This window comes from Chitinophaga terrae (ex Kim and Jung 2007), assembly GCF_900107795.1.
GTDB lineage: Bacteria > Bacteroidota > Bacteroidia > Chitinophagales > Chitinophagaceae > Chitinophaga > Chitinophaga terrae.
The window spans coordinates 19,583-37,981 of record NZ_FNRL01000036.1 but is presented as its reverse complement, the minus strand read 5'-3'; the positions used below and the strand labels follow the sequence as shown (position 1 = coordinate 37,981).

At 41.9% G+C, this 18,399-nt stretch carries 17 protein-coding genes and 1 other RNA gene; 10 read left to right on the top strand and 8 right to left on the bottom strand.

Annotated elements, in window-relative coordinates; genetic code table 11:
* Positions 1 to 138: 138 nt before the first annotated feature.
* Together rpmA and rplU are read right to left on the bottom strand one after the other, a co-directional pair.
* Complete coding sequence (gene rpmA / locus BLV62_RS25465; RefSeq protein WP_089765535.1) at positions 139 to 417, bottom strand: 50S ribosomal protein L27; 279 nt, start codon at positions 415 to 417, stop codon at positions 139 to 141.
* A 56-nt stretch (positions 418 to 473) separates the two neighbouring features.
* A complete protein-coding gene (rplU, locus tag BLV62_RS25460) occupies positions 474 to 830 on the bottom strand; it encodes a 50S ribosomal protein L21 (RefSeq protein WP_225889709.1) in 357 nt (118 codons plus the stop codon).
* A 346-nt stretch (positions 831 to 1,176) separates the two neighbouring features.
* Between rplU and BLV62_RS25455 the strand changes: the two genes are divergently transcribed.
* The 4 genes from BLV62_RS25455 (at position 1,177) to ssrA (ending at position 5,806) form a co-directional block, all read left to right on the top strand.
* The gene (locus BLV62_RS25455; protein WP_089765531.1) at positions 1,177 to 2,676 is read left to right on the top strand and encodes a GH3 auxin-responsive promoter family protein; all 1,500 of its coding nucleotides are present in this window, start codon (positions 1,177 to 1,179) and stop codon (positions 2,674 to 2,676) included.
* A gap of 90 nt (positions 2,677 to 2,766) precedes the next feature.
* The gene (locus BLV62_RS25450) at positions 2,767 to 3,933 is read left to right on the top strand and encodes a 1-deoxy-D-xylulose-5-phosphate reductoisomerase (protein ID WP_089765529.1); all 1,167 of its coding nucleotides are present in this window, start codon (positions 2,767 to 2,769) and stop codon (positions 3,931 to 3,933) included.
* An 86-nt stretch (positions 3,934 to 4,019) separates the two neighbouring features.
* Positions 4,020 to 5,351 carry an RIP metalloprotease RseP gene (rseP, locus tag BLV62_RS25445; RefSeq protein WP_089765527.1) on the top strand — a complete coding sequence of 444 codons (1,332 nt, stop codon included), beginning with the start codon at positions 4,020 to 4,022 and terminating at the stop codon, positions 5,349 to 5,351.
* An 81-nt stretch (positions 5,352 to 5,432) separates the two neighbouring features.
* Positions 5,433 to 5,806: a transfer-messenger RNA gene (gene ssrA / locus BLV62_RS25440) on the top strand.
* Here ssrA and BLV62_RS28445 read toward each other — a convergent pair.
* Positions 5,757 to 7,334 (bottom strand): recombinase family protein, encoded by a 1,578-nt coding sequence (locus tag BLV62_RS28445; protein ID WP_168927993.1) that lies wholly within the window; start codon positions 7,332 to 7,334, stop codon positions 5,757 to 5,759. The genes ssrA and BLV62_RS28445 overlap by 50 nt on opposite strands.
* 204 nt (positions 7,335 to 7,538) lie before the next feature.
* On the opposite strand from BLV62_RS28445, the gene BLV62_RS25430 reads away from it, so the two are divergent.
* Positions 7,539 to 7,805, top strand: a complete 267-nt coding sequence (locus tag BLV62_RS25430; RefSeq protein WP_168927994.1) for a helix-turn-helix domain-containing protein — start codon at positions 7,539 to 7,541, stop codon at positions 7,803 to 7,805.
* A 71-nt stretch (positions 7,806 to 7,876) separates the two neighbouring features.
* On the opposite strand, the gene BLV62_RS25425 is transcribed toward BLV62_RS25430, so the two are convergent.
* The 5 genes from BLV62_RS25425 to BLV62_RS25410 all read right to left on the bottom strand — a co-directional run bounded on the left by BLV62_RS25425 (position 7,877) and on the right by BLV62_RS25410 (position 13,252).
* Entirely contained in the window at positions 7,877 to 9,349 is a 1,473-nt protein-coding gene (locus BLV62_RS25425; RefSeq protein WP_089765523.1) for a recombinase family protein, read from the bottom strand.
* The gene (locus BLV62_RS28440; RefSeq protein ID WP_168927995.1) at positions 9,324 to 9,485 is read right to left on the bottom strand and encodes a hypothetical protein; all 162 of its coding nucleotides are present in this window, start codon (positions 9,483 to 9,485) and stop codon (positions 9,324 to 9,326) included. The genes BLV62_RS25425 and BLV62_RS28440 overlap by 26 nt, the downstream gene beginning before the upstream one ends.
* A gap of 221 nt (positions 9,486 to 9,706) precedes the next feature.
* A complete protein-coding gene (locus BLV62_RS25420; RefSeq protein ID WP_089765521.1) occupies positions 9,707 to 11,101 on the bottom strand; it encodes a hypothetical protein in 1,395 nt (464 codons plus the stop codon).
* A 19-nt stretch (positions 11,102 to 11,120) separates the two neighbouring features.
* The gene (locus BLV62_RS25415; protein WP_139170395.1) at positions 11,121 to 12,413 is read right to left on the bottom strand and encodes a hypothetical protein; all 1,293 of its coding nucleotides are present in this window, start codon (positions 12,411 to 12,413) and stop codon (positions 11,121 to 11,123) included.
* Positions 12,414 to 12,496: 83 nt separating this feature from the next.
* Positions 12,497 to 13,252 (bottom strand): LytR/AlgR family response regulator transcription factor, encoded by a 756-nt coding sequence (locus BLV62_RS25410; RefSeq protein WP_089765517.1) that lies wholly within the window; start codon positions 13,250 to 13,252, stop codon positions 12,497 to 12,499.
* Positions 13,253 to 13,617: 365 nt separating this feature from the next.
* On the opposite strand from BLV62_RS25410, the gene BLV62_RS25405 reads away from it, so the two are divergent.
* The 5 genes from BLV62_RS25405 (at position 13,618) to BLV62_RS25385 (ending at position 18,365) form a co-directional block, all read left to right on the top strand.
* A complete protein-coding gene (locus BLV62_RS25405; protein WP_089765515.1) occupies positions 13,618 to 14,535 on the top strand; it encodes a toprim domain-containing protein in 918 nt (305 codons plus the stop codon).
* A 264-nt stretch (positions 14,536 to 14,799) separates the two neighbouring features.
* Positions 14,800 to 15,258 (top strand): hypothetical protein, encoded by a 459-nt coding sequence (locus BLV62_RS25400; RefSeq protein WP_089765513.1) that lies wholly within the window; start codon positions 14,800 to 14,802, stop codon positions 15,256 to 15,258.
* Positions 15,259 to 15,547: 289 nt separating this feature from the next.
* The gene (locus BLV62_RS25395; protein WP_089765511.1) at positions 15,548 to 15,850 is read left to right on the top strand and encodes a hypothetical protein; all 303 of its coding nucleotides are present in this window, start codon (positions 15,548 to 15,550) and stop codon (positions 15,848 to 15,850) included.
* 560 nt (positions 15,851 to 16,410) lie between these two features.
* On the top strand, positions 16,411 to 16,818 hold the full coding sequence (locus tag BLV62_RS25390) for a plasmid mobilization protein (protein ID WP_089765508.1): 408 nt from the start codon (positions 16,411 to 16,413) through the stop codon (positions 16,816 to 16,818).
* A complete protein-coding gene (locus BLV62_RS25385; RefSeq protein WP_089765506.1) occupies positions 16,803 to 18,365 on the top strand; it encodes a relaxase/mobilization nuclease domain-containing protein in 1,563 nt (520 codons plus the stop codon). The genes BLV62_RS25390 and BLV62_RS25385 overlap by 16 nt, the downstream gene beginning before the upstream one ends.
* The last annotated feature ends 34 nt before the right edge of the window (positions 18,366 to 18,399 follow it).

Genomic DNA, 18,399 nt, shown 5'->3' with positions numbered 1-18,399 from the left:
TTAGGAGCAGCTTTCTTAGCAGCAGCTTTTTTTGGTGCAGCTTTCTTAGCAGCTGCTTTTTTAATTGTTGCCATTGTTTTTTGAATTTGGGTTAGTAAAAAAATTGGGTATTAAAAAAAACTTTATGGCTAACACTGATTAGGCTTCCGCCTGAGCAGTGGTGTCAAATGCTTTAACAGAAACGTAAGTCTTGTTTTCGCGACCTTTTCTGAATTCAACTACACCGTCCGCAACTGCGAAAATGGTAAAATCTTTACCAATACCTACATTTTGACCGGGATGATAAACTGTACCTCTCTGGCGAACGATGATGTTACCAGAAATAGCAGGCTGACCACCAAAGATTTTTACTCCAAGCCTTTTGCTTTGAGAGTCGCGGCCGTTCTTTACGCTACCTTCACCTTTTTTATGTGCCATTGTATAATAACTTTAATAAATATTGTCTTAGATAAAAAAATAAAGCTTAAAATGAATTAAGCTATTTCATTGATTTTGATTCTTGTAAAGTGGGTGCGGTGACCGATTTTCTTTCTGAAGCCTTTTCTTCTCTTCATTTTGAAAGCGATTACCTTGTCGCCCTGAACATGAGCCAAGATCTCTGCCTTTACTACTGATTTTACATCAGTGCCTACGGACAGGGTACCAGCATTGTCAGTTAACAGTACATCAGAGAATTCAACTTTATCTCCAATATTACCCTGTAACTGTTGTACAAAAATTTCCTGGTCTTTTTGTACTTTAAATTGCTGACCTGCGATTTTTACAACTGCAAACATAATTATCCAAAATATAATTTCCGCAAAAGTAACCTTTTGTTTTATAATAGACAAAGTTTTTCGGTTTTTTTAATCCACAATGTGTAAAACGATGGAAGAAAACGACCAAAACTTAATCTTTTCAAAGATACATACTTTCCTGAATTTTAAATTAATTTAACAAATATTCCATTAATTATTATAATATTTTCCCCCTTTATCCTTTCCTCATAAAACCGCCTGCTGCTGCGCAACCCATTGCTATTTTACCTACATTTGTCGTTTACGCAACAATGGAGGAACCGGAAATATTTTTGTGATAAAAAAGTAGGCGCAGTACTGTGGAGAAGAAAGACATACAGACTACAAAAAAATCCAAAAATATTCCTAATCTTTAGTCTTCAAACATAAAACAACAGGCATGAAGTTTAAATCACTGCTGGCCAAACCATTTGCTTCTATCGTATATAATAAGATAAAGAAGGAGATGGTAAAGGCGGTGGAAGATCAGGAAGCAATCCTGCAGGAATTAGTTAAGACAGGCAGAAAGACTGAATTTGGAACCGAACATAAATTTAACGCTGTACAATCCTATGACGAGTTTAAGCAGGCTGTGCCATTGAGGGATTACGAGCAGTTTAAACCCTACATACAGAGGATCAAAGAAGGAAAACAAAATGTACTGTGGAAAGGTCAACCGATCTACTTCGCCAAAACATCGGGCACGACCAGCGGTGTTAAATACATTCCAATTTCTAAAGATTCTGTCAATAATCATATTGATACTGCCCGTAATGCATTATTGAATTACATGGGCGAAACCGGCAATACCGCGTTTGCCGACGGGAAAATGATCTTCCTGTCCGGCTCTCCTGAACTGGAAAGAGTGGGCGGCATACCAACCGGCCGCTTAAGCGGGATTGTTAACCATCACGTTCCCAGGTACTTACGTACCAACCAGCTCCCTTCTTACGAAACAAATTGTATCGACGACTGGGAAACCAAGCTGGACAAGATCGTAGAGGAAACCATTAACCAGGATATGACCCTGATCAGCGGTATTCCGCCTTGGGTGCAGATGTATTTCGATCGCCTGATCGAACGTACAAACGGCAAACGTATCAAAGAAATATTTAAAAATTTTGATGTGTTGGTGTATGGAGGGGTGAATTTCGAGCCCTACAGGGCCAAACTGATGGCCTCCATCGGGGAACCTATCCATACGATCGAGACTTTCCCGGCTTCTGAAGGCTTTTTTGCTTTCCAGAACTCCCAGGAGGAAGAAGGATTATTATTAAATACCAATTCAGGTATTTTTTACGAGTTTATCCCGGCTAACGAGATATTTAACGAAAATCCTACCCGTTTATCGCTCAAAGATGTACAAACAGGCGTAAATTACGCCATGATCATCAATAACAATGCGGGTTTATGGGGTTATAACCTTGGCGATACCGTTAAGTTTGTTTCCACTAATCCATATAAGTTGTTGGTGACAGGTCGTACCAAACATTTTATTTCTGCTTTCGGAGAGCATGTGATAGGGGAAGAAGTGGAATACAGCCTGATGAAAGCCGCGGCAGAAGAGAATGTGCAGATCACTGAATTTACTGTAGCGCCTAAAGTACAAACCTCAGGAGAATTACCATATCACGAATGGTTCGTTGAGTTTGAAAATCCGCCTGCCGACCTGGCCGCATTTTCAAGCAAAGTAAATGAGAACCTTCGGAAGAAAAACATCTATTACGACGACCTGTTGAGCGGGAATATCTTACAGCCACTGAAAATAAGAGCGATCCGCAAGCAGGGTTTTATCGAGTATATGAAGGCGATCGGTAAATTGGGAGGACAGAATAAAGTGCCACGTTTGAGTAACGACAGGAAACTGGCTGACGAACTAATGGCCTACGTACAACAATAATATTGATCATAAAATAACCATTGCAATTATCGCCGGTCCGGCGATAATTGTTTCATCTTGTTGTTAACTGAAAAAACGTAAATCACCGTAATGAATAAACGAAAAATTGCCATATTCGGCTCTACCGGCTCAATAGGCATACAAGCACTGGAGGTGATCGCGGCGCATCCCGACAGATTTAGTGTAGAAGTACTGACCGCACAACAAAATGCAGACCTGTTAATTGAACAAGCGTTAAAATTCAAACCCAACGCGGTGGTAATTGGCAGCGAAGCTAAATACAAACAGGTTAAAGATGTTTTATTCGATAAAGGCATCAAAGTTTTCGCAGGCGCACAGTCAATGGTGGAAGTAGCTGCCTGGAATTCTATTGATATGGTGTTGGCTGCGATCATGGGATTTGCAGGCCTGGCACCTACATTAGCAGCCATAGAACAAGGCACTCCCGTTGCCCTTGCAAATAAAGAGACCCTGGTAGTGGCAGGCGATATCGTAATGGCCACCGCCCGCAGGAAAAATGTACCCGTTATCCCTGTAGATTCAGAGCATTCGGCTATTTTCCAATGCCTGTTGGGCGAACCTATGTCGAAAGTGGAAAAAGTGATCCTCACTGCTTCCGGCGGTCCGTTCCTGGGGAAGAAACCAAATTTCCTTATCAATGTGAAGAAAGACCATGCTTTACAGCATCCTAACTGGAGCATGGGAGCGAAGATCACCATCGATTCCGCTACCCTGATGAATAAAGGGTTGGAAATGATAGAGGCCCGCTGGTTATTTGGCCTGGCGCCGGAAAACATTGAAGTAGTGGTACATGCACAGTCAATTATCCACTCTATGGTGCAATTTGTTGACGGCTCCCTGAAAGCGCAGATGGGATTGCCTGATATGAAACTGCCTATCCAATATGCACTGGGATATCCCGACCGTTTAACGAACGATTTCCCTCGCTTTTCTTTCAAAAATTACCCAACGCTCACCTTTGAGCAGCCGGATACCAAAACTTTCCGTAACCTGGCCATTGCGATCGATGCCATGCACAAAGGCGGAAATGCAGCCTGCGTAATGAATGCAGCGAATGAAGAAGTAGTGAATGCATTCTTAAAGAACAGGATCGGTTTCTTACAAATGACAGAAGTAATTGAAGAAACATTGGTGAAAATACCATTCATAGAGCAGCCAACGTTGAATGACTACTACCAGTGCGACCGCGCTGCACGGGAACATGCTGCATCCCTTATCAATGCTATCATTATATAGATCGCTCTTAAAAAATTAACAACACTTTTGTCCTGAATATCTGCCAAAACCGATATCTTGGACAATTAAAGCAGAAAACACTGTAAATGAGTACTGAGGAAATATTAATAAAGGCAGCTCAATTGATACTGTCGCTCTCTATACTGGTAGTATTACATGAGCTGGGGCACTTTATCCCTGCCAAATTATTTAAAACCCGGGTAGAGAAATTTTACCTGTTCTTCGATCCCTGGTTTTCCATATTCAAATTCAAGAAAGGGGAAACTGAATATGGTCTCGGATGGCTGCCATTGGGCGGTTATGTAAAAATATCCGGGATGATAGATGAAAGTATGGATAAGGAGCAGATGGCGCAACCGGCCAAACCTTATGAATTCAGGGCCAAACCGGCGTGGCAGCGGCTTATCATCATGATCGGCGGGGTAACAGTGAACATATTGCTGGCGTTCTTTATTTACGCGATGTTGTTATGGCATTATGGAGAAACCCATCTGCCCAATGCCAGCGTAATATACGGGGTGGAAGCGGATTCGCTGGGTCGTAGCATCGGCATCCGGGATGGCGATAAACTGGTGTCGTTAGATAACCGTCCTATCGTGTATTTCGATGCCATCGTTTCAGATGTGATCCTGAACGAAGTAAAAACCATCCAGGTAGAAAGAGATGGGCAGACACTCAGCCTGGCAGTGCCAGACGGGTTTATCAGGAACCTTATCAAGCGTAAAGCTCCGTTTGTAGGAGCAAGAAGACCGTTCATTATAGATACTATCCTGCCAAACAGCGCTGCGCTGAAAACAGACCTGAAGAAGGGGGATACCCTGTTTTCGGTGAACGGGCAGTTGACCAGGTTTATGGGCGAGTTCACCACCGAATTAAGGAAACATAAAAACGAACAGGTAGACCTGGGAGTATTAAGAGGTAAAGATACCCTGCACATCAGCGTTACGCTTTCCAAGGAAGGCATGTTAGGTATCGCTGGGAAAGAACCGTTAGAGCTGTATACCCAGCATTATAGTTTCTTTGAATCGCTTCCTGCCGGGTTTCACAAGGGAGTGGAAAAGCTGAAAGACTATGTGCGTCAGTTGCGATTGATCTTTGTTTCCAAAGAAGTGAAAACAACTGAATCGGTAGGTGGTTTTGCGAGTATTGCACAGTTATTCCCGGCTAGCTGGGATTGGGTTTCGTTCTGGAACCTGACGGCATTTCTCTCAATTATCCTGGCCTTCATGAATATCCTGCCTATCCCGGCGTTAGATGGCGGTCATGTGCTGTTCCTCTTATACGAGATTGTTACCGGGCGGAAGCCTAGCGAGAAGTTCCTGGAATATGCCCAGGTAGTGGGTATGGTGATCCTGTTCGGCTTGCTGTTGTTTGCTAACGGGCTGGATATATGGAGATGGGTGCAGAAGTTCTTCTAAAATATTGTCTGCAGGCTAGTGGTTTTGATCTGCTAACCTGCAGATTATCATAAAAAAGCTGTATATTTGCAGCGAATTCCAGGGGGTGCCTGGTTTTGACAGCATAGATCTTTGATAGTGTAAGCATGCCGTGCGTTGGATAATTAGCACGATAATCTGAATATTCAAAATTTAATTGGCGAATCTAACTACGCCATGGCTGCCTAATCAGCGATTAGACACCCATTATAGCCGCCTGGAGTTGTCGCCTTATGCGACTCCCGCCGCTGAATCATAAACCCATAGGGATAGGCATTCATGGTTTCTGTGAGTGGATGCTGAAACAACAACGGATAAGAACAGGGTTGGTTCGTTATGCCCCTGCCAGGTTCCGACAAAGCAATGCATAAATAAGCATGTAGAAAGCTATCGGCGATTATGTTTGGACGCGAGTTCGACTCTCGCCACCTCCACTTTGCGGTACATTTGATCATTTTGATTGGATGTACCGTTTTTATTTTCTGCTAAGTCTGCGTCCAGAGCGGATATCAGCTTAATTACCGGGTTGCTGTTACCGTTTGGACAATTGGTGCCGTCAAAAAGCATGTTTTCGGGATATGTCCAATCAATGATCCTTCTTTTTTGAATTATTGAACCATGTTTGTATAAAAAGTACAATTTTGTCAGGTTTTTAAGCGCTTGATCTAACGTTTTGTCAATTCCCCCTCGAGATGTTTGGACTTCTGTAACGCGAGCTTCGAGCACCACAATTTTTCTTCCGCAATCGTTTTTTATCGCCTTAAAATCTTCAGGTTCCAGGTCTCCCGCTATTAATAAGTCTCGGGCCTTTGCTATTTTGTCAGTTAAATATTGGATTTCATCCAGTAACTGACTTTTAATGCTTTTCGCGCCACTTACTTCTCCATTTACAGCGGACATGACTGTTTGCCTGAACAAGTTTGCAGTTTCTGGCGTTGGAACGAGCTTTCTTAAATGTTCCTCAAAAGCCAGGTTTAATTCGTCGGCTTTAAACCGTGCCTTACATTTATTTCGACAGTGATAATAATGATAGCTTTTATCTTTCTGCCTTCCTAATGAAGCGCTGCCGGTTAACATGCCACCACAATCTGGACATATTAGGAAATTTCTCAAAGGCAAACATTTGTCAGAAACCACTTTCGCTTTTTTAACGGGCTTGGTTTTGGATCTATCCATTAAAAGGTCTTGCACCTCATAGAATAAGGCTTCACTGATAAGAGGTTCATGCAATCCATCCACTACCATCTCTTCTTCATTTTTGAATGCGTGTATAAAGATTTTGCCCATGTATACAGGGTTTTGAATGAGCCGCCAAAATTGACTCAGACTTCTCTTAAACCCTTTTTTCTGTGCCATTCTCCATATCTGATGAGTGTTGTATCTATTCGCAGCAATCTCTTCAAAAACCCAACGTACCAAAGCGGCATTTTCAGGATGGACCGCAATATATTTTTCGTGGTTTTCAGTGATTCTATTTTTATATCCAAACGGCGCCACCCCCATGTATCTTCCTTCCTTCCTTGCCCTTCTCATTCCACTGATCACATTTAGAGATCTCCGATCATTTTCCACTTCTGGGGTCGCAAGGTAAATCGCCAAGATCACCTTACTTTCTGGAACAGAAAGATCAAGCGGCTGCTCGATGGCCCTCGGCTCAACCCCATAAGTGTTCAATAAGCCTATCATCGCATAGGCATCAGCGGCTTTTCTACTGAAGCGATCCCATTTAGTGAATAATATCAGATTGGGCTTTGATCTGCTTCTGCCTTTGTATTCCGTCAACATTTTTTTCCATTCTGGTCGATTAAAAGATTTGGCGGAATGATCCTCATAAATGATTTTCCGAATGATAATACCTTGTTGTTGGCAGTGTCTTTGAAGCCGCTCGTCTTGATCTCGTTGAGAGTAGCCTTTATCCGCTTGTTCGTCAGTGCTTACGCGGATATAGAGGTCAGCTGTTATCATAACGTTTTATGTTTGGTAGTTAATTGGTTTTCTTTTGAGGGCCAAAACTCGAATATGCCTATATGGTTTTGAAGTTGAAATTATAGGTCATTCTAGCTTTGTACCCTGTCCAAAAGTAAATAAAATGTACAAAAAAGCCACTTTTTTAGGGGCATAAATAGGTAGTTTCGCTGTTATGGAGTATTTTATCTTAAAATGCGAGGCATGGCGGCTAAATCACACAAGGAGATTTATAAGGAGAATATTCAATCCAAAGATGAAATAAATCACAAAATCTCTCGTCTTTTGAAGAAGAACAGGAAGAAAAGAGGCTTTCCCAGCTACAAGCGCTTTGCGGAGGAATTAGGAATTAGTAAAACCTTGTATGGAAGATATGAAAATGGACAAGATCTCCGGGTATCAACATTAATAAAGATAGTTCAAGGTATGGGAGTAAAGGTTTCAGACTTCTTTTCTGAATTTGATAATTGAAGTATTGTATGCTGTTTGATGGGCTAACGGCTACTCATTTGAAAGCTTACATAAAAGTGAACTGAAGTCCCTTACGCAAAATGATATAGGATTTCAAGCGGCTTGCTGACCTTAGCTTTAGGACGAGTAGTCCCATCAAAAATGAATTTTTCAGGATAGATAAAACATACAATTTTTCTTTTTTGTTCAGCAGACCCGTATTTATAGAGATAAGAAATGTGGCAAAGATTTTCCATCACCTGGCTTAAAAAGTTATCTAAATTATATTTGGAATGTCGGTATGTGGAGAGCTGCTCTTCAAGTAGCTTAATCTTATGTTCATTATCAGCTTTAAACATTTTGAAATCCTCAGGTTCCAGTTCTCCAGAAATGAAAAGATTTCGAGCTTTACCTATTTTCTCGTTTAGGTCTTTAACGTCAATAACCATTTGGCCTTGGATCTGGCGTACAGCTCTAGTCTCTGCTTTATATGTTTGGACAATGGCTTTTTGAAATAATGGCATCGCCCAAGATTTTAATTTCATTTTTGCCAAATGATCTTCAAAAGCTGCATTAAGGTCAAACGCTTTATATCTAACCTGGCATTTATTGCGGCAATGGTAATAGTGGTAACTGTATGATTTATTTCTTCCCAGGGATGCACTGCCCGTTAGTGTTCGTCCACAACTAGGACAGATCAAAAATCCTCTTAATGGGAGCATACTGTGTGACACAACTTTCGGCTTTGGTGCGTGGGGTTTTCTCGCTCTTTCGCGAAGGACCCGCTGAACTTCATTATACAATGCCTCAGTTATAATAGGTGTATGTAAAGCTGGTACAACAGATGCCGCTTCATTTTTGAATGCATGTATAAAGATTTTGCCGCAATAAACCGGGTTTTGTATGAGCCGCCAGAATTGAGCTTTGCTCTTAGGAAAGCCACGGTTTTGTGCCATTTTGAATATTTGTTCACTGTTGTATCTATCTTTTGCTAGTTCCTCAAAAATCCATCTAACAAGTACAGCCTCTTTCGCATAGATACCTATATGTTTACCACGGATTTCATCAATTTTGTTGCGGTATCCAAACGGCGCCACTCCCATGTATATTCCTTCCTTCCTTGCCCTTCTCATGCCACTGATCACATTTAGCGACCTCCGATCATTTTCCACTTCTGGAGCCGCAAGGTAAATCGCCAAGATAACTTTGCTTTCTGGAACAGAAAGATCAAGAGGTTGTTCGATAGCTCTTGGTTCAATACCGTAATCATTCAACAATGCAATCATATTATAGGCATCAGCAGTTTTCCGGCTAAACCGGTCCCATTTAGTAAACAATATCAGCGCGGGCGAACTCCTGCCCTTTTTTTTATACTCAGTCAGTAATTTTTTCCATTCAGGACGGTTAAATGACTTGGCAGAGTAATCTTCAGTAATAACTCTGCGTACCATGATGGCATGTTGTTCACAATACCGTCGTAGCTTTTCGTCCTGATCTCTAAGGGAGTAACCTTTATCAGCTTGTTCATCTGTACTTACTCTACAATATAGGTCCGCTGTCATCATCTTGTAAGTATTGTGAAACCGCTATCTCTGCTATTTCAGTTAAAAATTGCAAAATTTCCTCTGCTGTATTTTCATCAATCTGTATCCCTTGTTTTTTCAGCTCTTTGATTATTTCTTCTATCAGCAAATTTTCCATAATCACACGCTTAATCTAATAACTATAAATTTAATCGCTGTACGGAAAATTTTTTCCCACATGGGAAAAATATAATTTAACTGGCCTAAAAATGGATAAGAAGCGCATGCTGTCGTGTCAATAACTACCAAAAAAAGAGGCGCACCTATCGATGCACCTTCTCTGGTTGTTTGCTACTTTTTGGTATTATCCATCTCTTGTGAAATTGTGCGGCAATCATTCTATTCCGGGTCCTCTTTTGGCGTGGACGTCACATGTATGTACTTATTTTTTGTTTCAAAGGAAGCGACAAAAAATCCATTGTCTTTCAAAGCCATCAGAAGATTTTCCATGAGATCCGATTTTGGTACCTTTGGATTTGCTCTTTGAGTCAGCTCTGCATACTCTGCACCCATGTTTAATAGTATTTGCCGGGCTTCTTTTTCATTGAGATTACCTAAATTTTCCGTCAATAGAACGTTAACGATGTTCTTTTCAATTGCTGGATTTAGGGATATCCGTTCAATTGTGCGATAGTCGGCTTTAACTCGTTTTTTAGAAATAATTTCATTTGGAATGGAGGCTCCTAGATCAAGAACAGCAACTACATTTTCACCAGGAATTTTTTCTAGCAGGAAATTTTGCTGTGCGGAATTTCCTGCTGTTCTTTCAATCAGCTTAGCCCAACTGCGTGAGTTTAGTTTCACCTCGCCAAAAATATTGATAAAAGCTGTCCAATTATCCGCCACCCAATTGGCTGCCAATGTTGGATGATATTGCATAAGGCTGCTCAATGTGATGGCTTCAAATATAACTTTATTGCTTTCTACTAACATTTTAGATTGTGACTCCAAAGTCGCGCTGAACTCAAAATTTGTGAATTGGAATGATACTGCTCTCAATAAAATCGGGAATGACTCATCATTAAGTTTGCCGCTCGAAAATATATCTTTCATCATGCGTACTATCTCGCCGCTATCTGCGTCATCGAAAATGTGTTTTTGGGATAGTTGCTCGCTACATTCTTTCGCGTTTAAATAAGTTACTAATGCTTCAGTAATACCTGCTGTTTCAGCATCCTCATTTATCGGACAGGAATAGTAAGTATATATATTATTCCAGGTTGGACTTATTCTCACATGTTGCATCAATAGATCCCACAACTGTATGTCGTTGCAGGTATCGATATTCTCTAATTGAAAATCCGTTTTTAATATAACCTGCTGTTTTGTATTTTCAGAAAGTACTTCTGAATTTAATATTTTTAATATAGTTTCTTGGGACTCCTGGTTGTGTTCATTGATTGTGATGAAGATACCTGCAACATATTGCTCAAAATTTTCGTCAATATAATTTTTAAGTAAAGAAAGACATGAAGCGAGTATGTGGGTATACTGGCCAGGTTGAAATATCATCTCTTCATACTCTGGAAGCATATTTTTAAGAATTAATGATAACATTCGTTGATTAAGCACATAACCGTTATTTTCATACATATAATCGATCATGTTTTTATCCACATTTACATTCTCATCTGAAATGTCAAATTGAATTGATAGCGCTTTGCAAACACTGACTAATTTGGCTGAATCAACATTATGATCGTTGGGGGAAAGCAGAAACACTTGCTTTGCCATATAATTACTTAGCAAATTGTTATCGTTTTGCTTCACCAGGTCCTGCACATCCGCATAGGAGATAATATTCCCTTAGCATTTGTTGAAGTTTCCGTCGACGCCAAAATAGAATTGCTGCGAGCAGCGTTGCCAGACTAGCTATAATCAGTACTATAATAATTAATAGCTGTTGGTTTTGAACTTGCAAACTGACCTTATTTTTTAATGCTAAAGTAATGATTCTCTGGTCTTTTTCTCTGGCTGCATATTTTGCTTCCAGGTCCCTGGCATATTTTAGCAGGCTTGAATCCCTCTCTGTCGCATAACTAGTATAAGCGGAATCTAATGCGATGTTTGCTTTCTTGTAATCCCCTATCTTTTTATAGATATCAGCAATGCCATACCATAATTGCCTTACCTCATTAGGGTCGTTTTCCTGCCCAAGTAAAATTCTGGCCGAATCTGTCAGCGCAATTGTTTTATTATATTGTTTTAATTTTAAGAACGTTTCAGCCAAATTCAGATAGGTAAAAGCGTTGTGAATCCCTAATGAATCTAAGATACTTTTAGACCTAAGCTGAAATTTCATCCCCTGCTGCAGATTTCCTTTTTCAGTCATCAAAACGCCGGAACCTTCCATATACTTGGCCAATTCGTAAGGTCTTTTTGTCCAGAAGGTATCTTGCAAGGCAAGATTTAGGTAATAAACAGAAGAATCAAACTTGCCAGCAGCATAATAGTATTCACAGAAAAGATCAGCAATATATCGCTTAAGTTCAGGCTCCCTATCTGCATATTTCCATGCCTGGGTAAGATATTTTTGAGTATTGGACCGGTCGTCTAATTTTTGGTAGATGTTGGCAAGGTCAAGGCTCGTTTGAGTTAACCGGTTTGTATCAACTTGTTTTGCGAGCATGAAGGCTTGATTGGCTATCACCAGCGCACTATCTACCTGATCCAGGTTTGATAATATGCCATTGTATTCCACATAGAAGTTCAGTAAGTCCCTTTTTGTAATTTGCTTGCCTTTCGATACCGCCACTGCGCTGTCGAGGAGGGCGACCAGGCTGTCTGGCTTGTTTTCATAATTGAGGACTTGTGCCCTATTCATCAACCAATGCAACGTTAATCTGTCGTAATGAACTTGCTTTACAGTGTCGGACAATCCAAGTAGGTATGCTTTTGCTGAATCAATTTGATTTGAAAGATAATAGGCATTAACCCGATCTACCATATTTACAACAAGTGTGTCTAATTGAGCAGTAGAAGATGCCCTTTTTTTTGATGGCATACAACAGGTCAACACCGTAGCAAATAGAACTAGCTTTTTCATGGAATTGGAATATAACTTTTAAATAGCATTACATCAGGGCATTGGCCGGTCGGATCGGCATTTGAGAAGCAGCGCAGCCAACGTCAAAGCTTTTGAGTAATAGCAGCGATTACCATATCTTTTTTTCTCGAAGCAACTGGAATGACAGTGCCATTTTTAAGGATAATGTTTCCGCCTCCCAGTTCTCTTTGATAGCGATCAATATATCTAAGGCCTACAACATAAGATTGGTGCGGTCGCAAAAACATATTTGCGGGCAGCATCTCCTGGTATTCTTTAATATACCTGGAGGTTACTACCTTTCTGCCGTCGGCCAGAAAAAAGGTGGTATATCCCGAGTCGCTTTTACAATAAATGATATCAGGAAGATCCACCACCTGAATAAAAGTTTGTGATCGCAGCACCAAGCGGTTGTTGGGTTTTTTGTAATGGCTGCTGACGACAGCCACCTGGATCCGGTCCGTTTCTTTTTTCTGCGTTACTTTGGATAAGGCGTTGTGAAATTCTTGCTCGTTAACCGGTTTGAGCAGGTAGTCCATCGCTCCAAACTTTATCGCCCTGATGGCAAAGCTTTCGTAAGCGGTAAGGAAAATGATGGAAAATGGCAGCGATTCCAGCTGTTCCAGCAATTCAAAGCTATTGCTGGTGCCAAGTTCAATATCAAGTAAAACCAGATCAGGTAACGTGGTCGTAAGCAGTACATACCCTTCTTCAATCGTTGCACATTGACCGACTACAATAAAACCTTCATGGGATTCGACCAGTGCTTTTATGTCATTTCTTACGATGGGCTGGTCTTCTACAATAACTACGCGGATGAGGGCGGAGAGCGCGGGCATATATTAGCGTTATATGTGACAGATACTAATTTATCTAATATTTATGTTTTTTGCAACAGTGTATTGGAATCTTTAAATCTAGGTGTTGACACTGCGGATATACTGCAGTTTTGCCTCCGTGGCATTACTCATACACTTATTTATTGGAAATTTTTACAAAACAGTATAATGCGGGTTCCTTCTGGCAGCCATGTCCACAAAAATAATTCCCAGCTTTTTGTTAGCTGTGATTTTTCCCTTTACACTTGGTCGACATTTGTGTCTACAAAAATGTTATAACGGTGCCACACAATGGCATTGTCGATGGACTTCCGTGACGGTAAAGACAATAGAAAGTTTTAGTAGGAACTAAAGTTGAGTTGACAATGAACTGTGAGCAAGCCCGAAGGATAGATATTGTAGATTTCTTAGCCAGGCTAGGTTATAATCCTGTAAAGGGTCCAACCGGGAGGAATGAGTACTGGTACTATTCACCGCTTAGGGATGAAAGAACGCCATCGTTTAAGGTAAACCGGACAACCAACGAATGGCGGGATTTTGGTGGTGACGGCGGCGGCGGTTCTGTAGTTGACCTTTGCTGTAAGATGCTAAATGGCGCCACCGTATCAGATACATTGGACTATCTCTCCAGGATGGAGGGTGCACCACTGATCAAAGTGCCGCAACAGCGAAGGCAACCTACCAAAAAGTCAGACATTAAGATAATTTCTGTCAGGCAAATAAAGTCGCCTCCATTACTTCGTTACCTGTCCACGCGGAACATTTCTAGCGATGTAGCTGCCCGTTTCCTGCAGGAAGTGACATTCACCCTTAATGGAAAAACATTTTATTCACTTGGTTGGATAAACAACGCTGGTGGTTATGAGCTGCGTAACGCATTTTTCAAAGGCAGTACAGCGCCAAAGGATGCTCTTTTTATATGTGGATCTTCCAAGAGATTAGCGGTATTTGAAGGCATGTTTGACTTTCTTTCATATGCCACCCATATGCAGATCTTGGGTCGGCAGTTACCTGATATACTCATTTTAAACTCAACATCATTTTTGGAAAAAAGTATTCTCCTCATGGAGCGATACGATCATGTCGATTTGTATTTAGATGACGACCAGGCCGGAAGAAAATGCACCAGAAGGCTGTGCGAAGGAAAAGCAGATAATGGAATTTATTTTGACCGCTCAGAAATCTATAGGTACAGGAAAGACTATAACAACTGGTGGGCAAGGTTCAACCCAGGGAAAGGGAAGTTACTGGCAAAGAAAAGCAACTACCAGATTTCTATTTAGGAAATTTCGCGCTTAGCGGATGTTCCAGAAGTTGGCACTACAAAGGTGGCTGATCAACCTCGGCTATAGCAACTTTTAAACAATCAGTTTTTTGAAGGTCAGCGAAGGGACACCTGTAAGAGGGTATAAATGGAAAAGTTTCTCGTAAAAACTATACATAGATAGGGAGTATACTAAAACATCAACTTTTAGCAAAATGGCCTGGTGACGAATATATTGCTTTTTGTACCTAACCAAGCATCAATACAATTTATCGGTTCAACTATGGCTCAGTGGGAACACATCTTTTATGAACATCGGCAATTACTAATTAACAAAGGATTCAATGAGCAACGCTTAGGTGCGCCTTTCAGCCAGCGACAGCTGATGGAACAGTTAAAAAAGAATATTGCGAAGGCTATTGTCAACCAGGATGATGGCGATGGGTTAAATGGTTTTACAATTACCACTGTAGCATCACTAAACGAAGGAAAGGATGTTGTACGTTATGAGCTCCATTACCAGTTCGATCCTTCAACAAACCTGTTCGATGTCTACCAACTTGATGTGGGTTGGGGGCCGCATAAAAGCCGGTATAAGTTGAACACGAGCCAGCATTTGCCGGATGCCGTAGAAGCCTTTGAACGACTTAAAGAAGAGGCAGGGCTGAAAAAATACGAGGGTAAGCATGTAAGCATCAATTACCCTAAAAAAAATAGGCCAAGACGTGGAAGGTATATGTAGCATTTGAATTCCCGACCCAAAAGTTATCGCAGGGCAGTTAATGATCTTTTATGTGTAGGTAGTCTTAGTTCTTTAGAAATCTCAAAGGAGCAACCTTTAATGATCGCAATTCAAAACTATAGTTACCAGCATTGATTCGGCAGGCCAGGCTTGTAATTAAAGTCACTAAGGGCGAATGATGGCTGGCAGCGACGATAGCTGCCAGCAGTGTTCTGACTTATTGTTTTGCTGTTATTATAAAAGCGGTAGGGAGGCATCAAATGAATTGTGAAAGTACTAAACGTGTAACATGGCATCAATTAAAAAACGGATACTCATTCTTAGTAACGGCCGCCAGATAAAGCTGGAAGGTCACAGCATCTGCATAAGCAATACGCTGGAGATAGGAGAAGGCTTTACCCGTTCCATCCTCCGATATGAGGAGGCGCCTAAAGACGCCGGTGGCACCGGTAGTGTGGCAAATCCAAATCATTTGACAGCAGATGAACTGATGGAAATCAGCGATTATATGATCGGACTGTGGATGCAGCTCAAAGACAAAATCCGTAGTCATGGGGTAAACAGCGCCGATATCTTTAAGCGAAATCCATAAAATAAAAAGTCGGCGGCCTGGTGTTCACATACCCTTTTAATTGCTACAGGTGACCGCTCCAGTAACTGCAGCTTCGCTCAGGCCAGGGGCATATCGGTAGCATATCTATTGTGGTGGCGCCAGTCTAAGATGAATGTAAATTTTACAAACCTAACAGGATTATTGTAATAATAGTTGAAGCCGGGCGAAGTACAGCCACAAGGCAGGAAATATCTTTTTATAAAAGAACCGAGTAGCGGATTTAGTACCCCTTCTAAGTACATCCGGTGGCCGGTTTCATGGACAGAGGAGCAGGAGGCCAGCCACGCACGAACTCTTTTTTTAAAGGCAGGAAGTAAAAATTAAAGTAGCAGGTAAGAGAAAAAATGAGAATTATGATATCACCATGCCAATTAAAGTTTAAAGGGCCACCGACTTAAGTCAGTCGTCTAACCGCCTCTTGACGCGGTTAGCAAGATGTATTTTTGTCCACAATAATTCCAGGTGCGAAGGTTTTTCCACCACTTTCCCTTTACGGCATCATAGTCAAACGAATTGTTCAACTACAACAGACTTGTGCTATGGGACGAAGACCTGCAACAGACAAGGAGGCGCTATTCATTTATCCAGTCCGCACCAGGGTTACGGCCACCGTCTATAAACGACTGGAGAAAATGGTAGCAGAGGGAGACTGCAACTCAATAGGAGAAGCAGCACGACGGGTGTTGTCCGGGGACAAGATCACCATTTTTTATGTAGATAACAGCCTGCATTCACCTATGCAACGGCTAAGTGAGATACGCTCCGAGCTGCGGAGCATAGGCGTAAATGTTAACCAGGTAACCCGGTACTTCAATGCAAGCAGTACGGAGGATCAGAAGCTGCTGCATTCAAAAGGTGTGCTAAAGGAGTACCACCAGGTGACGGCAAGGATAGATGAACTATTGTTAATCGTTAGTGAGCTGGCAAAAAAGTGGTTGCAAAAGTGATTCCTGGTAAGTCGATAACAGCGGTTATTCGATATAACGAACGAAAAGTGGCGAAGGGCTTTGCTATGCTACTGGAGGCCGACAAATTCGGCTGTGACGCTGCCGATCTGACGTACAGCCAAAAGTTGCTGCGATTCAGGCTACTCACCAGGCAGAACAAGAAGGTAAAGACCAATGCAGTTCACATCAGTTTAAACTTCACCCCCGAGGATTTACTCGGAAGGGAACGACTGCATTCAATCGTCAGGTCATACATGCAGGGAATTGGATTTGGCGACCAGCCTTACTTAGTTTACGAGCATCTTGATAGCGCTCATCCGCATGTTCACATCGTCACAACAAACGTGCAGGAAGGGGGTAAGCGCATAGACCTGCACATGATTGGCAGGGAAAAGTCAGAGCCTACACGTAAGGCCATCGAGAAGGAATTTGGACTGATACCTGCAGAGAGCAGAAAACCAGAACAGGAATACCAGATAAAGCCTATCAATCTGGAAAAAGTCCGTTATGGACAAGTGGAAACGAAAGCGGCTATCTCCGCAGTTGTCCGTGACGTCTTGCGCAGCTACCGGTTTACAAGCCTTGAGGATTTTCGAGGTATACTCACTCAATATGGCGTTTATGTAGAAGGTGGAAGGCCGGGCAGCCGCTTATCTGATAAAAGAGGCATTATTTATTGTTTACTGGATGACGATGGGCGCCGCATCGGAGTGCCGATTAAGGCGTCGGATTTTTATTTTAAGCCCACGCTTAACAATATTGAAAAAAAATTCGCGCCCGCCGCCATTGCACGCCAGGCATATGCTGAACGCCTGAAGATTACGATCGACAGGATTATGGCACCTATGTCACGTCCGTTAACTGACGAGGCATTTACCACCGCACTGGCAGAGAAAGGTATTTATGTCCACTACCAGAAAGATGACGGGGCAGATATAGCCCGATTGACATATATAGACAATAAAACGCGGGTGGTTTATGCTGGCGATGAACTGGGCGCAGCTTACAGCCTCTCCGGTATTCGCACCAGGATGATACCACCGCCGCAGCAGGATATACAGAAGGCGGCAGATAACAGTGAGTTTGTAAAGTCTGTTCTGGCAGGTACTGACTTTTCCAAAACCCTACCGCAAATACTCACTTACTGGGCAGCGCAGGGCATGATGATATCTGTCGATGAAAAAGGTAAGTATGGTCCTGCCTACTTTTTGTCGCGCAGGGGTGCCCGCTGGTCGCACCGGGTAGCCGCTGACCCATCGGTGAGCAGGTGGCTTAACGTTAACCAGGTGACGGCCGCCCAATGTGAATTATTTCGTGAGCGCCTGGATAAAGTATTGCCGCCCAAACCTGCTTACAGCGAGAAAAGGGATATCGACATTATCGCATATCGGATCAATCAACTTATAAAAGAGCTCATCGTCATTATCGCCCAAATCGTGGAAGAGATATTTAAGCTGACACCAGGGCGCAGTTACATACCGTATCAACTTTTACAGACATCCCGTAAAAAAAGAACAATAAAAAAGAGAGGTCACAGGCCTCGCTAAAGAACATCCCACAGCATCAACACGCCCGCATTTT

Coding starts and splice junctions, on each gene's coding strand:
- rpmA (WP_089765535.1), bottom strand. CDS start 417: ATGGCACATAAAAAAGGTGAAGGTAGCGTAAAGAACGGCCGCGACTCT.
- BLV62_RS25455 (WP_089765531.1), top strand. CDS start 1,177: ATGAAGTTTAAATCACTGCTGGCCAAACCATTTGCTTCTATCGTATAT.
- BLV62_RS25450 (WP_089765529.1), top strand. CDS start 2,767: ATGAATAAACGAAAAATTGCCATATTCGGCTCTACCGGCTCAATAGGC.
- rseP (WP_089765527.1), top strand. CDS start 4,020: ATGAGTACTGAGGAAATATTAATAAAGGCAGCTCAATTGATACTGTCG.
- BLV62_RS28445 (WP_168927993.1), bottom strand. CDS start 7,334: ATGATAACAGCTGACCTCTATATCCGCGTAAGCACTGACGAACAAGCG.
- BLV62_RS25430 (WP_168927994.1), top strand. CDS start 7,539: ATGGCGGCTAAATCACACAAGGAGATTTATAAGGAGAATATTCAATCC.
- BLV62_RS25425 (WP_089765523.1), bottom strand. CDS start 9,349: ATGATGACAGCGGACCTATATTGTAGAGTAAGTACAGATGAACAAGCT.
- BLV62_RS28440 (WP_168927995.1), bottom strand. CDS start 9,485: ATGGAAAATTTGCTGATAGAAGAAATAATCAAAGAGCTGAAAAAACAA.
- BLV62_RS25420 (WP_089765521.1), bottom strand. CDS start 11,101: ATGGCAAAGCAAGTGTTTCTGCTTTCCCCCAACGATCATAATGTTGAT.
- BLV62_RS25415 (WP_139170395.1), bottom strand. CDS start 12,413: ATGAAAAAGCTAGTTCTATTTGCTACGGTGTTGACCTGTTGTATGCCA.
- BLV62_RS25410 (WP_089765517.1), bottom strand. CDS start 13,252: ATGCCCGCGCTCTCCGCCCTCATCCGCGTAGTTATTGTAGAAGACCAG.
- BLV62_RS25405 (WP_089765515.1), top strand. CDS start 13,618: ATGAACTGTGAGCAAGCCCGAAGGATAGATATTGTAGATTTCTTAGCC.
- BLV62_RS25400 (WP_089765513.1), top strand. CDS start 14,800: ATGGCTCAGTGGGAACACATCTTTTATGAACATCGGCAATTACTAATT.
- BLV62_RS25395 (WP_089765511.1), top strand. CDS start 15,548: ATGGCATCAATTAAAAAACGGATACTCATTCTTAGTAACGGCCGCCAG.
- BLV62_RS25390 (WP_089765508.1), top strand. CDS start 16,411: ATGGGACGAAGACCTGCAACAGACAAGGAGGCGCTATTCATTTATCCA.